We start from the raw sequence: 14,661 nt of genomic DNA on the forward strand, positions 1-14,661 counted from the left end.
AGAGTTGACGCTTATGTTACCATTGGTAACTTAAGCGTCAATCCACCCCGAGCGATCATTTTGTGCTATTCACGTAGGTCTCCAGCACGCCAGACATGGCACCACTGAGCATATCTTCTGCAATATTTCGGGCGAGCGCGCCGTTACCTGCGGCTGTGCTGAGAGCATCTGCTGCACCAATGATGGCCGTCAGTACCGCTTCGCCCTGGACACCTTTCAGAACGATAAAAGGGGAAAGCGCGGTACGCAGACAGTCGGCACATTCCGCCACGCAGGCTTCCCGAAACGTCTGCAACGCGCGGGAGCCGGACAGTGCCGCGGCGATCGGCCCGGTTTCAGGCCCGGCGGTAATGGCGCAGTCGATATAGGCAGCGCTGAAAAAGCGGATCGTCTTTTCCAGGGTTTTGCTGTCGACCGCCAGCGTCTCACGGAATTTCGCCAGTTGCCGATCGCTATAATCCTGGTACAACGCCATCAGCAACCCTTCACGATCGCCAAAGTGGTCGTAGGGGATAGGTTTTGTCACGTTGGCCCGCTCGGCCAGATAACCGAGCGTCAGTGCCTCCGTGCCTTGCTGGCGGACAATACCACGCGCAACCTCCAGCAGTTGCACGCGGCGATCCTCTTTTCTTAAGCGCTTAACAACCATGCTTTCCTCAAAACTTTTATCTACTGATGGTAGTTTACACGTTTTCTGCGGGGTGCTGCACGCGTTGTTCCACCGGGTGGATCCTGAACCAGATCGCATACATTGCAGGCAGGAACACGAGCGTAACGATTGTTCCCCCTAACGTTCCGCCGATTAGCGTATAGGCCAGCGTTCCCCAGAAGACCGAATGCGTCAGGGGAATGAATGCCAGCACTGCAGCCATTGCGGTCAATAATACCGGTCGCGCCCGCTGGACCGTCGCCTCGACTACCGCCTGGAGCGGGTCGAGACCTTCTTTCTGGTTATGGTCGATTTGCCCAATCAGAATCAACGTATTGCGCATAAGAATGCCTGAAAGAGCGATCAATCCGACCAGCGCATTGATGCCAAACGGCTGATTGAAAACCAGCAGTACAGGCACCACGCCAATCAGCCCCAGCGGAGCGGTTAAGAACACCATCACCATCGCCGAGAGTGAACGCACCTGCAGAATGATGATGAGAAGCGTCAGGGCAATCATGATCGGGAACAGCGGCAGCATGGCTTTTGTCGCCTTCCCCGATTCCTCAATAGAACCTGCCATCTCGATACTGTATCCAGGCGGTAGGGCGTCAACAATCGGCTTGAGCTGTTTCATGATGGCGACAGACACATCCGGTGGCTGAAGATTGTCGGCGATATCGCCCCGCACGGTAATCGTGGGGGTACGATCGCGACGGCGCAGTATTGGGTCTTCCATGCCGATCTCAATTTTGCCGATTTGAGACAGCGGAATACGCTGTCCCGCATTGCCGACAAGGGTGAACCCCTCGATTTTTGCCGGGTCAAGACGGATATCACCCGCGGCACGACCAATGACTTCAACCGAACGAATATCTTCCCGCACAGAAGTAATCGGCACCCCGGATAGCAGGAACTGCAGCTGCTGAGCGACGGTGCTGGAGGTTAACCCGGTGGCCTGCAGGCGGTTCTGATCCAGAGTGAAATGTAATACGGGCACGCGCGATCCCCAGTCGGTGTTGACGGTTCTCATCATCGGGCTGGCCTGGAGTACGGCTTTCACCCGATCGGCAATGTCCCGTACTTGATCAACATTCGGCCCTGAGACTCGCCAGGCAACCGGGAAGGGGGAGTACGGACCAAACACCAGCTGCGTCACCCGCACGCGCGCTTCAGGCGCAAGCCCGTTGGCGACGGCGTCTCTGAGCCGCAACTTGAGCGCCTCGCGCGACGTTTCACCGTCCGTCAGGATCACGATTTTCGCAAATGAAGGGTCGGGCAACTCGGGTGCCATCGCCAGATAAAAACGGGGCGAGCCCTGACCAATATAGGCAGTGACAATTTTGGCTTCCGGCTGCTGGCCGAGCCACGCTTCAATTTTTGACGTTGCGGCGCTGGTTTGCGCAATTGAGGTACCGTAAGGCATCTGTACCTCAACCAGCACTTCCGGGCGATCGGAGGTCGGGAAGAACTGTTTTTTTACCAGCCCCATGCCGAGCACGGCCAGGATGAAAATGGCGACAACAGAACCAGCCACCCGCCATTTTCTGGCGATAACGCGGCCAAGCAGCTGGCGAAAACGGTTATAGCGGGGCGTGTTATAGATGGCGGCATGACCCCCTTCCACTTTGGGGATGTTGGGCAGGATCTTCACACCCAGATACGGTGTGAACACCACGGCGACAAACCACGACGCAATCAGTGCAAGGCCAACAATCCAGAACATATTGCTGGTGTATTCCCCGGCTGTCGACTGGGCAAAACCATTCGGCATAAAGCCAATCGCCGTTACCAGCGTACCGGCCAGCATCGGCGCTGCGGTATGGCTCCAGGCGTAGGCGGAAGCTTTGATTCTGTCGTAACCTTCCTCCATCTTCACCACCATCATTTCGATGGCGATAATGGCGTCATCAACCAGCAGACCGAGGGCGAGAATCAGGGAGCCAAGGGTGACGCGGTCAAAGTTTATTCCCGCGGCTTCCATCACCACGAAGACAACCGCCAGCGTCAGCGGTACCGCCGCCGCAACGACCACCCCCACGCGCCAGCCCATGCTGACAAAACAGACCACCATGACCACAAGCAGGGCGACAAAGAATTTGATCATGAATTCATCGACCGACGAGCGAATATTCACGGACTGGTCGGTGACTTTGCTCAGGGACATGCCAAGCGGCAGGCTATCATTTATTTTTGCCGTTTCCGCATCCAGCGCTTTACCCAGCGCCAGACCGTTCCAGCCTTCACGCATCACAATGCCCAGCAGAAGAGCGGGTTCATGCTGATTACGAATCAGCATCGTTGGGGGATCTTCATAGCCGCGTTCAACCGTTGCCACATCGGCCAGCCTGATCGTTTTCCCCTGAGCCACAAAAGGTGTATTGCGGATCTTCTGCAACTCATTGAATGCTCCATCCAGGCGGATAAAAATCTGTGCGCCCCGGGTCTCAATGGAACCCGCAGCGGTTAACGCGTTCTGGCTGTTGAGTGCATTGAAAATATCCTGCGGCGAGAGTCCCATTGTCGCCAGACGGTCATGCGAGAAGGAGATATAAATCCGTTCGGCCTGTTCACCAATAATGTTCACTTTCTTCACGCCAGGTACGTGCAGAAGCTGCTGGCGCAGGCCTTCGGCATCACGTACCAGCTGCCGCTGTGGCTCGCCTTTCGCTTTCAGGGCAAAGAGGGCAAAGGTAACATCCGAGAATTCGTCATTGAACATCGGGCCGATGACGCCCGCCGGGAGATGTTGGGATTCATCCCCAAGCTTCTTACGCGCCTGATAGAACTCCTCCTGTACCTCTGTTGGCGGGGTCTTGTCCTGCAATGATAGCGTGATAAACGCCATACCAGGACGGGTATAGGTCTCCGTACGGTCATACCACTTAAGTTCCTGCAGCCGCTTTTCCAGCGGTTCGGCAACCTGATCCTGGATTTCTTGCGCGGTGGCACCCGGCCAGACGGTAATCACCGTCATTTGTTTCACCGTGAAGGGCGGATCTTCCGCGCGTCCGAGCCCAAAAAAGGCGTAAATACCGGCAATTGTCACAAGAACGATCAGGAACAGCGTGATGGATCGCTCGCGGACGGCCAGCGCTGAGAGGTTGAAGCGATTTTCGCTCATGGCGTGTTCTCCGCCAGGACGGCACTACGTTGTACGGCAAGCCTGACGATTTCACCTTCATGCAGAAGGTGGGCACCTAACGCAACAATCTTCTCGCCGGGCTTCACAGCACCTGTGACCTGCACCGCATCTTCACCCACGCTCAGTACTTTGACGGGCGTCCATACGACCTTTGTTGGTTGGCTGGAAATGCGCCAGACGCCCGGACCTTTGCCTGCATCATAGAGCGATGCCAGTGGGACCTGCATGACCTGACCTTCCGCTTTATTGTCCTGAATGTTCAGCGTGACGGTAGCTCCTAACGGTGCATTCGCCATTGCACCTTCCAGTACGTACCGTGCTTCAAAGGTGCGGGTTGTGGCGTCGGCTGAATCTGACAGCAGGCGCAGCGTCGCGGTGACCGGGTGTTTTTCATTGCCATAAAGTGTGGCTTGCGCTGCGCTGCCGACGGCAGGGCGCAACGTTTCCGGAAGCTGCACGAGCGCTTCACGCTGTCCTGCTCTGGCGAGCCTGATTACGACCTGCCCGGCACTGACAACCTGACCCGGTTCGGCGAGCGTCTCCATTACCACGCCGTCTGAATCCGCCAGCAGAACGGCATAGCCCGTAGCATTTTGCGCTACGTTGGCTTGTGCCCGGGCGGCGCTGAGATCGGCCCTGGCCGTATCGGCCGCCGCTTTGATCTGGTCATACTCCGAGGCAGACACGGCGCCGGAGGCCACAAGGCCGCGATAACGCGCCTCATCGCTGGACGCTTTTCTCGCACGCGCCTGGGCCGCGTCCACCGCGCGTTGCTGTGCCTGGGCCTGTAATCTCAGGTCAACCGGATCCAGGCGCAGTAAGGGTTGCCCCTGTTTGACACTCTGTCCCGTATCAACCAGGCGTTCGAGGATTTTTCCCTGAACCCTGAAACCTAAATCGCTTTGTGTTCTTGCGACCACCACACCCGTAAAAGCGTGGAGAGACTCGTTCGCAAGCTCAACGGAGGCCGATCTGACAAGCGGTGGCCTGGTGCGTGGGTCATCACTCGCGGAAATATCGCCGCACGCCACAAGGGCAAACGGCAAGAGACAAACGGCAACGCGGGCTGAAGTGAGCCTGAGCATGGGAAACCTTTTTGAAATAACAGGACGGTATCCGCATTCTCTGACTAGTGACCAATATTGTCAATGGTCACAAATCAGGGGGCCAGGCTTCTTAAAATCAGTGAGGAGAGAAGTACCGCCGCAGTGGGGGCCATTTCGAGGTTGTACTGCAACTGAATGGGGTTAATGAAAGGGCACATCACTATGTGTATGGCATGGGTGACTTCATCCAGCGGTGTTTTTCTTTCGAACTCGCCGGCCTGCCTGCCTTCTATAATGATGCTCTCGATCAGCTTCATCAGGCTTTCCGCGTACCTTTCCGTCGAAGGCCACTGCTCGCGTGCGGCAACGGCGGCAATGTCGTAAAGCTTACGGTCGTGGAAAAACAGCTCGCTTCCTGCCTCGGTGAGCGCTTTGAAAAGACGGCGTAATTTCTCGCTTGCTGAAGGCGCATCATTGATGGCGGAAAGCACTGCCGCCATAATCAGCTCCAGGCGGTTAGCGCAGATCACTTCACCAATTGCTTGTTTGGAATCGAAAAACTTATAAATGTAGGACTTTGAAAAACCGATGGATTTCGCCAGTTCGGCGACGGTGGTTTTCTCATAGCCGTAGTGACCGAAGTGCTCAAAAGCCGCTTCGACGATTTGCTCTCTGACAGAGTGGTCAAGGGGACCACGTGTTGATGGGGCGTTCATATTTTTAGTCATTATTTAAGCTTAGCGTGACGGGCTTTGATTGACAACGAGTGACCATTTTATACTTTGGTTACCTTCTGTTTTGTCATAAGCCATTCAGACTGGACAATCAACCAGATGGGGTAAGTGTATCACTGTTTTTCGCGCGCGATGGCATCTATCTGTGGCGATGTGTGAGGGTTTCAGTGCAATTCCTTTGCACTGAAACGAGAGTATTTTTCTTAAGGAGAGCGTGGACGTAATATTTTTTCAACGATGAGCAACAGACGTTTGCGTGTTACGAATCGGTGTAACTGCCCCAGTAGCCAGTTGCCACACCCGGTAATCAGATAGCTGCGGTTAGCATCGACAGCCCTTAATGCCAGGGTAACGACTTTATCCACTGGCATCCTTTTACCTACCGAGGCTTCTTCGGCATTGACCACATCAAAAAAGGCCGTGTCCGTTGCACCGGGGCAAAGCGCCAAAATGCGAATACCCTGTGTGCGGTATTCTGCCCAAAGCGCACTCGAGAAGGAGAGTAAAAAAGCTTTTGTTGCGCCATAAATCGCCATGTAGGGGGCCGGTTGTAGCGCTGCGGTTGAAGCCACATTGATGATCACCCCAGACCCTTTCTTGAGCATTCCGGGTAGTATCGCGTGAGTCAGTTCCACGGGGGCCAGGCAGTTCACGTTTATCTCATCACGCTGACGATCGATGGACAGTTTGTCGAAGGGACCATAGGTGGCGAACCCGGCGCAATTGATCAGAATGTCGGGGTAACGTCTTAATTTATCCAGCCGTTCCGTAATGGCAGAAATGGCATCTGGTTCCACTAAGTCCTGGACAATAATAGCGATTGATACATCATGCGTTTTGACTAGCTCTGTAGCAAGCGCCTGTAGCTTTTTCTCGGAGCGGGCGATCAGAATCAATGACACGCCGCGGTTCGCAAGTTGCCGGGCGAAATCACGACCAATTCCCGAGGACGCCCCGGTAATCAACGCTGTTTTTCCTGTATAAACAAAAGAATTCATATTTTAAATCCCGTATCCCTGATAGATGCAACACAGGATAAACCGTGCACTTAGGTACACGGTCAAGCGTGATTTTTACAAGGTGAGGGCGGCGCGATGCGAATTGGCGAACTGTGTGCAAAAACGGGATTGTCAAAAGAGACGGTACGTTACTATGAAAAGCAGGGGTTGCTAGAGAATATCCCGCAACCTAATCGTAGCAACAACTACAAAGTGTATTCCGCGGTTGATTTACAGCGATTGAAAATGATCAAGCATGCCAAAATGCTGGGCTTTACCTTAGCCGAAATATCAGACGTTTTAGCTGTTTGGGTCGATGACAAATTTACTGCAGAGCAGAAAAAAGCGTCTCTGCACCGCAAGTTGCAGCAGCTGGAAGAGAAAGAAGCGGCGTTAATTGAACTCAGAGCCAGGATAACTAACGCCATTAATAAGGTTGGCGAGCCTTGCGTAGATGAATTTTGATAGACCGAGAGAGGAGGCCGCAAAAACCGATGCGGCCTTATATGTCAGGCAGCCAGTTCAGGCATCTGCTCCTTCACAAAATTCAATACCTTTTTCGCGTCCAGAGACGCATACGGCAGACTCTCAATAATGGCGATTGAACGCGTATTCCCCACCGTTTCTTTTATCTCATCGAGTTTGTACTGAATATGCGGCGCAATGAGGAAACCATCGAAAGCGGGAGCGACACTGGCGAAATTATCCAGCCCTACAGCGCTAATCATCAGCGGATAGCCTTCGCGTTCTGCCAGAGACTGCATCTTTTTGGCGAGCGAGTTTGCGGTATTACCAAACAAACAACATATCAGAAGCTTTTTCATGTTTTGTTCCTCCTGAAAACCGCTCTTAGGGTAGTCCTGAGGGTGTTACCGAAATGCGTGCTGTCTCTTATTTCGGCGACAAATTAATGCTCTTTTAGCCAGTCGAGAAAAAACTGACTAAATGCCGTGACCTGAAGCGGCTGTAATTTGCGTTGTGGGTAAACAAACTGCAGCCCGACGTCTTTGCGGTCGTAACGGCTAAACCCGGTGAAGCTGTCGGCAAACAGCACCATGAGCTTACCGCTCTCAATATCGTCTTTGACGTCCCACCACGATTTTCCTGCAATACCCGCGCCACTGAGCGCCCACTGACGAAGCAATGCTCCGTCGTCGCACACCATGGCAGGTTCTATACGAACGATGGTTTCTTCTCCCTCACTTTCAAAACGCCATTCGTTCATCACCACGCCCTGAGACTCAAGTGCCAGGCACCGGTGCTGGGCTAAATCGGCAAAGGTGGAGGGGGTACCACGATCGCTAAGATACGCCCCGGAGGCGACCAGCACCCGATGATTCGGACGGATATTTCTGACGACAAGGCTGCTGTCCGGCAGGTTGCCGAAGCGAATGCTCATATCCAGCCGGTTAGCGACCAGATCCTCAACATGTTCCCTTAAGTAGATGAAAAATTTCACTTCAGGATGGCATCGGGAAAATTCAAGAACGGCGGGGCTAAGATACTGTCTGCCAAAGTCAGAGGGTGCAGAAAGGCGAATATTGCCGCTGAGTACACCTTCTTTTTGCGTCAGTAACGACTCGGCGTGATGCATCTCTTCCAGCACGCGAAGCGCGGCATGGTAAAACTCTTCGCCTGCTCGGGTCAGCGTAATGGCGCGCGTAGAACGATGGAACAGGCGTGTCTGGTAACGCTCTTCAATCGCTTTTAACCTGGCCGTCATGGTGGCAGGGGAAAGCGACAGGCGTCGTCCGGCGGCGGAAAGACCACCCGCCTCGGCAACTTCAACCAGTAATGCCATGTCTTCAAGTTTGCCCATTATTCATTTTTTCCGAAAAGTGCATCTGTTTTTGCTGTAATTATCAAAAGAAAGTGTGAGCTGTAAAGTGATTTCATCCAAACCACTCGAGATGAAATCATGAACCGTACTTCACTTTTTGAACGTTACAGGTTAGGTGAGCTAAACCTCAAAAATCGTATCGTTATGGCGCCGATGACCCGCGCGCGTTCCCTTCAGCCAGGAAATATTCCGACCTCACTGATGGCTGAGTATTACCGACAGCGTGCCAGCGCGGGATTGATCATCACGGAAGCAACGCAGATCTCGCCTCAGGGCCAGGGATACTCATGGACACCCGGTATCCATTCGCCGGAGCAGGTTTCAGGATGGCAACTCACGACGGGCGCTGTGCATCAGGCGGGTGGGGTGATTTTTTCTCAGCTCTGGCACGTCGGCCGGATGTCGCACGCCAGTTTTCACAAGGACGGTAAGCCCGTCGCCCCTTCAGCACTGGCGCCGGACGCCAAAGTGTGGGTGGTGAATGAACAGGGGGAAGGTCAAATGGTTGACTGCCCGCAGCCGAGAACGCTCTCGCGAAAGGACATTCACAGCATCATCGCGGATTACCGCCAGGCGGCACTGAATGCTGTTCAGGCCGGGTTTGACGGCGTAGAGGTTCACGGCGGAAACGGCTATCTGATCGACCAGTTCCTGCGCCAAACCTCCAACAAACGTACGGATGAGTATGGCGGCACGCTTGCTAACCGGATCCGCTTTGCCCAGGACGTGTTGAACGCGATTGCGGAGGCTATTGGTCCCGAGCGTACGGGCATCCGGCTTTCACCGTTTATTACCCAACGTGGGATGAACGATCCGCAGGTGACGGAAGCCATACTCGCTCTTGCGGCCTGGTGTGAGCAAAAAGGGATCGCGTTCATCCACCTGGCGGAAGCTGACTGGGACGATGCGCCTCAGGTGCCTGACCATTTCCGTCAATCGCTTCGCGAGACGTTTAGCGGAACCCTTATCGTCGCAGGAAACTATGACCTTGATAAAGCGGAAAAAATACTTGCTGTCGGTTATGCCGATTTGATTGCGTTCGGACGGCCGTTTATTGCCAACCCGGATTTACCTCACCGGCTGGCGCACCAGTTGCCTCTGGCTCAGGTGCGAGACCCCGCCACGTTGTTTGGTGGCACTGCGACGGGATATACCGATTATCCAATATACAGCCTGCAAGAGAATGATCTGCAGTTATCTAAATAACGTGTCGAGAGAGATTATGAAATATTCAACATTTTTTGCCCCAGGTATAATGGCGCTTATTCTTGCTGGTACCACGGGAACCGCATTTTCGGCCCAGGCTGAACTGGTGAAACCGGAACATCTTATTGTCGATAAAAGCCTGACGCAGACGCAATTAGCGGCGAATGAATATGTTGCCAGAGAGTATGCAACGTTCTGGAATACGGGGAAAGAGTCCCTGGCCCGTGATGCCCTGGCGATTAATTTTATTGATAAAACGCCTCCTGAAGGTCGCAAGCAAGGTCCCGAAGGCGCGATTTTAGCTTCCCGGGCATTTCGTACGGCCGTACCTGATTTACGCTGTGACGTTGAGCAAATGATTATTTCGGGTAGCCGTGTCGTATCCCATTTACATTTTCACGGCACATTCACCGGGACATTTGGCAAGCTAAAAGGAAAGGGGCAGAAAATAGATTTTATCGCCACGGATATTTATGAGATCGGTGACGGCAAAATTGTGGCTAACTGGCATATTGAGGACAACCTGACGCTGATGAAGCAACTGGGGGCGTTGTAAATTTATCACTCCGGGGTCTACCCGGAGTGATGCGAAAACCTATAAACCCAGATCGCTCAAAGAGGGGTGATCGTCCGGGCGTCTGCCCAGTGGCCAATGGAACAGTCGCTCTGATTCCTTGATCGGCATATCGTTGATACAGGCAAAACGACGCTTCATGAGCCCATTCGGCTCAAACTCCCAGTTTTCATTTCCGTATGAACGGAACCAGTTGCCTGAATCATCATGCCATTCATAGGCGTAGCGAACCGCGATCCGGGTATCCGTAAATGCCCAGAGCTCTTTAATCAGACGATAATCCAGCTCTTTTTTCCATTTCCGCTCCAGAAACGCCTGGGCCTCTTCACGGTTGGTGGCGAATTCCGCACGGTTGCGCCATTGGGTATCAAGTGAATAGGCCAGTGCGATTTTCGCCGGGTCGCGACTGTTCCAGCCATCTTCTGCCAGTCTGACTTTTTCGATAGCACTTTCACGCGTGAAGGGCGGTAAAGGAGGACGTGTGTTCATGGCGATTACCTCAGGATTACATTATGTAGACAGGTCTGTCTACTTGCGGTAATCTATGCCTGTGAAATAACGTTGTCAACATCCGTTTTGAGGCTACCGAAAAGTGAAAACAGACCCCGTAAGCAACGATACAAAAATCAGCGTCAGGGATAAGATATTACTGACGGCGCACGATCTGTTTTATTCCACAGGTTTCAGGGCGACGGGGGTGGATACGCTGATTAAAGCGTCGAAAGTGACAAAGGTGACTTTCTATCGCCATTTCCCGAGTAAAAGTTTACTTATTCTTGCCTATTTGCACTATCGGCATGAAATATGGATTAGCTGGTTTGAGTCCACGCTGCGTCGACATCTCGTTGAAGGTAAAATACCTTCTGATGCGATATCTGAAACGCTTTACGAATGGTTTATTTCGTCCGATTTCCACGGCTGCGCGTTTATTAATGCCAGCGCAGAGGCAAAATCGGAAGATATTGAAAGCGAAATAAAAGAGATATGCCGCGATCATAAAATCGAAACAAAGAAAATCATTGCGCAGATGACGGGCATGACGGATGAGAACGTCGCCAACGAAATCATGTTGCTCATTGACGGCGCAATTATCCATGCACAAATGGGCATGGATACGGATGATGTCATCCCTCCGTTGAGGAGGGCATTAGCCGGGTTGATAGAGGGTTAATGAGACTTCCCCTTAACCCTCAACGCGGCGGCTGATGAACGTTTTCAGTATTTCTCCTGCACTATGAATATGTCGCATGACTTCAGCCCGTGCTTTCTCTGCATCCCGTTCCTTGCAGGCTGTAAGGATGCCTGCATGGTCATCCTGAAAAACTGGGGTTTCGGAAAGGAGCTTTCGCTGGAGATATTCATATCGCTCTATCTGGTTGCGGGTATCATTAATCAACTTCAGCAGGCGTTGGTTTTTGCACCCACTGTAGATAAGATCGTGGAACTCCCGGTTTAGTGCGCCCTGCATTTCAAATTCAGTCGTTCTGGCGAGCAGCGTATGCGTCAGTTCTGCTCTCGCCAGCGTATCAGAATTCACCATTTTCGCGCTCTGAAAGACGGCTTCACCTTCCAGCAAGGCGCGTAGGGAGTAAATCTCATCCAGATCCTCAACGGATAGCGTTCTGACAACGGCGCCGCGATTCCTGAAAATTTCCACCAGCCCATCGCGTTCAAGCTGTCTGATCGCTTCTCTCATGGGAATTCGGCTGACAGAGAAATAACTGGCGAGATCCCTTTCAACAAGCCTTTCTCCATCACGCAGACGTCCGCTGTTGATCATCTTTCTTAATTCACTGGCGAGCACGTCCGGGGTCGAAAGGGCGTTCAGTTGCATACTGTTTCTCCTGAAAAGATGGAATAATGGTATACCATCTGCTAGCTTACGTCGAGTCAGGGGATGTGCGAACAAACATCGCGAGTAAAACCCATCGGGTATCATTATCGGGAGTATCAAGATGAGCCATCGTGAGCATCATTATCAGGTTAAGGTTGAGTGGAAAGGGAACAAAGGCCGTGGGACGGAAGCCTATAAAGCCTATGATCGGCTTTATGACATCACGGCGGGCGATAAATCTCCGATTGCAGGTTCATCAGACCCTGCATTTCTTGGTGATGCATCATGCTGGAATCCTGAAGATCTTCTTGTCGCGTCAGCCTCTGCCTGTCACAAATTATGGTATTTGCATCTTTGCGCTGAAGCGGGGATAAGCGTTTATACCTATATTGACCGGGCGGAAGGAACGATGCGCGAAGGAGAAAAGGGATGTTTCACCTCTATTGTGCTCAAGCCCGACATTACGCTTCGTCCTGGGGATGATATCGATCGCGCTGTGGCACTTCATCACCGTGCGCATGAGCTTTGCTTTATTGCTAACTCGCTGAATTTCCCTGTGACGTGCGAGCCAACAATACTGCATAGCGCCAGCTCACACGTCGATGAGCAATAACGCTAAGCGTTGAATAACCTTCACACCGGAAATGAGCAAATGGCCTATAACCGTACTTTCGCTCTCGATATAAGCTGGAAAACGCTGCTGAAAGACGCGGGGCTTGAGCCAGTACGCATTCTCCGCAGGGCAGGATTACCTGACGATCTCTTTTTGCAAAAAGCGCGCGGACTCGATACGCATGAATACATCCGCTTCTGGAGCGCGCTGGAGGCCGAAACGAACGATCCTGCCTTTCCCGTACCGCTCATTGAGTTGATCTCAGCGGATGTGTTTGATCCGCCACTTTTTGCCGCACTGTGTAGTAGCAATATGATGCAGGCTGTCCAGCGTCTGGCCAGATATAAACAGCTTATTGCACCCATGGTTCTGGAAACAACGGTGGAACAAAACGGCATACTTACCGTTTCACCGCGCTGGCTCTATGCGATAGCTATCCCGCCGTCTCTGCAGGTGGCAGAGCTGGGCTTCCTGCTCAAGCTTCTGCGGCTGGGGACCCGCGAACCGGTTAACCCCTTACAGGTCCGTGTCTCTGCACTGCCGTCAGCGGTTCAGAACAGCCACTTTTCCCATTTCTTTGGAACTGACGTGCAATATGGAGAACAGCCTGCCATCAGCTTTTCCTCGACCGATGCTCTTCGGCCGTTTTTAACGGCAAATGAGGGGATGTGGCAGGTATTTGAACCAGAACTTCAGCGTCGTCTCAGTCAGTTAAATGAACTGGCTTCAACCGCCGAGCGCGTACGTGCGGTACTCCTGGAACTTATTCCCGGTAACGAAGCGACTATTGAAAAAGCGGCGGAGCGTCTGGGAATGAGCAAACGCACGCTGCAACGCAGGCTTGAGCAGGAAGGGGGCAACTTTCGCAACCTTGTTAATGCTTGTCGTGAACACCTGGCCCGTCATTATCTTCGTAATACGCGTCTTTCCGGGTATGAGATCGCATTTTTGCTTGGCTTTGAAGATCCTAACTCATTCTATCGCGCATTTATGACCTGGACGGGCCAGACCCCTGAAGCGGCCAGGACAGCCATGCGTCTTGAGTAAACAGGTGCATATTTATCGCTCGATGGCGCAGTTTGCGAGTCATATGGCGCGGTACGCTAGTTAACGTAGGGCCGAAGGAGGGCAAAATAACGACAGTCTACTCACCGAGGTATTTATGTTTACTCAGGACAAGAAAACCGCGCTGGTCACCGGTGCATCGTCAGGTATGGGCAAAGTCATCGCCCGTCGTCTTATTCAGGATGGCTATCAGGTTTACGCTGCTGCCCGTAGCGTTGAGAAAATGAACGATCTCGCCCAGCTTGGTGCGCGCGCTCTGCGGATGGATATCTCGCGTGATGAAGACATTTTGGCTGCAGTAGACACCATCGTGTCGCAGACAGGTGGGGTTGACGTACTGGTCAACAATGCAGGTTTTGGGCTCTATGGACCGGTAGAAGAGATCGGTATTGATGAAGCTCGCTATCAGTTTGAGGTGAACGTGTTTGGAGCGGCCCGCCTTACGCAACTGCTGCTCCCGGCCATGCGCGCCAGACGCCATGGTTACATTATCAATATCACTTCGATAGGAGGGAAAATTTACACCCCCCTGGGAGCCTGGTATCACGCAACGAAACATGCGCTCGAAGGATGGTCTGACTGTCTGCGTCTTGAAGTGGCTGAATATGGAATTAAGGTTGTGATTGTTGAACCGGGTTTAATCGAGACAGGCTTTGGTGAAGTGGTCAGCGGCAGTATTGTCAAACGTTCAGCTAGTGGCCCTTATGGTCATCTGGTGGGGAAGGTGGCGAACTCGGTCAAAAATGCTTACGGGAATGGCAGAGGCAGCGACCCGAAGGTGATTGCGGACGTGGTTGCCCGCGCCGTTAACAGTCCTCATCCGCGTACACGTTATGCTGCCGGCAAGTATGCAAAGATGCTCATCCGCATGCGCGTCTGGTTGGGTGACCGTCTGTTCGATCGCGTTATTCTTAGCCAGACCCGATGATCCGAGCGCCGAGGATAAAAAAAACTCGG

At 52.8% G+C, this 14,661-nt stretch carries 16 protein-coding genes; 7 read left to right on the forward strand and 9 right to left on the reverse strand.

The genetic code is table 11. From position 1 onward, the window contains the following. Positions 1-55: 55 nt before the first annotated feature. The 5 genes from ACLHV9_RS11580 to ACLHV9_RS11600 all read right to left on the reverse strand — a co-directional run bounded on the left by ACLHV9_RS11580 (position 56) and on the right by ACLHV9_RS11600 (position 6,572). Positions 56-649: a TetR/AcrR family transcriptional regulator gene (locus ACLHV9_RS11580; protein ID WP_108089980.1), complete on the reverse strand. Its 594-nt coding sequence runs from the start codon at positions 647-649 to the stop codon at positions 56-58. A 34-nt stretch (positions 650-683) separates the two neighbouring features. Beyond that, on the reverse strand, positions 684-3,773 hold the full coding sequence (locus ACLHV9_RS11585; RefSeq protein ID WP_407220481.1) for an efflux RND transporter permease subunit: 3,090 nt from the start codon (positions 3,771-3,773) through the stop codon (positions 684-686). Continuing rightward, complete coding sequence (locus ACLHV9_RS11590; RefSeq protein WP_128348928.1) at positions 3,770-4,879, reverse strand: efflux RND transporter periplasmic adaptor subunit; 1,110 nt, start codon at positions 4,877-4,879, stop codon at positions 3,770-3,772. The genes ACLHV9_RS11585 and ACLHV9_RS11590 overlap by 4 nt, the downstream gene beginning before the upstream one ends. A 74-nt stretch (positions 4,880-4,953) precedes the next feature. Further along, positions 4,954-5,568 (reverse strand): TetR/AcrR family transcriptional regulator, encoded by a 615-nt coding sequence (locus ACLHV9_RS11595; protein WP_407220482.1) that lies wholly within the window; start codon positions 5,566-5,568, stop codon positions 4,954-4,956. A gap of 209 nt (positions 5,569-5,777) precedes the next feature. Further along, entirely contained in the window at positions 5,778-6,572 is a 795-nt protein-coding gene (locus tag ACLHV9_RS11600) for an SDR family NAD(P)-dependent oxidoreductase (protein ID WP_407220483.1), read from the reverse strand. A gap of 96 nt (positions 6,573-6,668) precedes the next feature. Here ACLHV9_RS11600 and ACLHV9_RS11605 point away from each other — a divergent pair, with 96 nt between their 5' ends. After that, positions 6,669-7,037: a MerR family transcriptional regulator gene (locus tag ACLHV9_RS11605; RefSeq protein ID WP_407220485.1), complete on the forward strand. Its 369-nt coding sequence runs from the start codon at positions 6,669-6,671 to the stop codon at positions 7,035-7,037. A gap of 44 nt (positions 7,038-7,081) precedes the next feature. Here the strand turns inward: ACLHV9_RS11605 and ACLHV9_RS11610 are convergent, their stop codons facing one another. Then, positions 7,082-7,396: a PTS sugar transporter subunit IIB gene (locus ACLHV9_RS11610; protein WP_182271349.1), complete on the reverse strand. Its 315-nt coding sequence runs from the start codon at positions 7,394-7,396 to the stop codon at positions 7,082-7,084. Between the two features lie 83 nt (positions 7,397-7,479). Further along, positions 7,480-8,391, reverse strand: a complete 912-nt coding sequence (locus ACLHV9_RS11615; protein WP_407220487.1) for a LysR family transcriptional regulator — start codon at positions 8,389-8,391, stop codon at positions 7,480-7,482. A gap of 99 nt (positions 8,392-8,490) precedes the next feature. Here ACLHV9_RS11615 and ACLHV9_RS11620 point away from each other — a divergent pair, with 99 nt between their 5' ends. Continuing rightward, entirely contained in the window at positions 8,491-9,618 is a 1,128-nt protein-coding gene (locus ACLHV9_RS11620; RefSeq protein ID WP_407220489.1) for an alkene reductase, read from the forward strand. 16 nt (positions 9,619-9,634) lie between these two features. Further along, on the forward strand, positions 9,635-10,174 hold the full coding sequence (locus ACLHV9_RS11625) for an ester cyclase (protein WP_128348943.1): 540 nt from the start codon (positions 9,635-9,637) through the stop codon (positions 10,172-10,174). A gap of 39 nt (positions 10,175-10,213) precedes the next feature. Here the strand turns inward: ACLHV9_RS11625 and ACLHV9_RS11630 are convergent, their stop codons facing one another. Continuing rightward, complete coding sequence (locus ACLHV9_RS11630; protein WP_407220491.1) at positions 10,214-10,681, reverse strand: DUF1348 family protein; 468 nt, start codon at positions 10,679-10,681, stop codon at positions 10,214-10,216. Positions 10,682-10,784: 103 nt separating this feature from the next. Between ACLHV9_RS11630 and ACLHV9_RS11635 the strand changes: the two genes are divergently transcribed. Continuing rightward, positions 10,785-11,363, forward strand: a complete 579-nt coding sequence (locus tag ACLHV9_RS11635; protein WP_407220492.1) for a TetR/AcrR family transcriptional regulator — start codon at positions 10,785-10,787, stop codon at positions 11,361-11,363. Positions 11,364-11,375: 12 nt separating this feature from the next. On the opposite strand, the gene ACLHV9_RS11640 is transcribed toward ACLHV9_RS11635, so the two are convergent. Then, positions 11,376-12,026 carry a GntR family transcriptional regulator gene (locus tag ACLHV9_RS11640; protein WP_049005989.1) on the reverse strand — a complete coding sequence of 217 codons (651 nt, stop codon included), beginning with the start codon at positions 12,024-12,026 and terminating at the stop codon, positions 11,376-11,378. Between the two features lie 121 nt (positions 12,027-12,147). On the opposite strand from ACLHV9_RS11640, the gene ACLHV9_RS11645 reads away from it, so the two are divergent. The 3 genes from ACLHV9_RS11645 to ACLHV9_RS11655 all read left to right on the forward strand — a co-directional run bounded on the left by ACLHV9_RS11645 (position 12,148) and on the right by ACLHV9_RS11655 (position 14,632). Then, a complete protein-coding gene (locus ACLHV9_RS11645; protein WP_028017503.1) occupies positions 12,148-12,639 on the forward strand; it encodes an OsmC family protein in 492 nt (163 codons plus the stop codon). Positions 12,640-12,678: 39 nt separating this feature from the next. Then, positions 12,679-13,686, forward strand: coding sequence for an AraC family transcriptional regulator (locus ACLHV9_RS11650; RefSeq protein ID WP_129324798.1), 1,008 nt, complete (start codon positions 12,679-12,681; stop codon positions 13,684-13,686). 115 nt (positions 13,687-13,801) lie between these two features. Beyond that, positions 13,802-14,632: an oxidoreductase gene (locus ACLHV9_RS11655; protein WP_407220495.1), complete on the forward strand. Its 831-nt coding sequence runs from the start codon at positions 13,802-13,804 to the stop codon at positions 14,630-14,632. Positions 14,633-14,661: the final 29 nt, after the last annotated feature.

Origin of the sequence: Enterobacter sp. CPE_E890 (assembly GCF_046521475.1) — a bacterium.
Lineage (GTDB): Bacteria > Pseudomonadota > Gammaproteobacteria > Enterobacterales > Enterobacteriaceae > Enterobacter > Enterobacter adelaidei.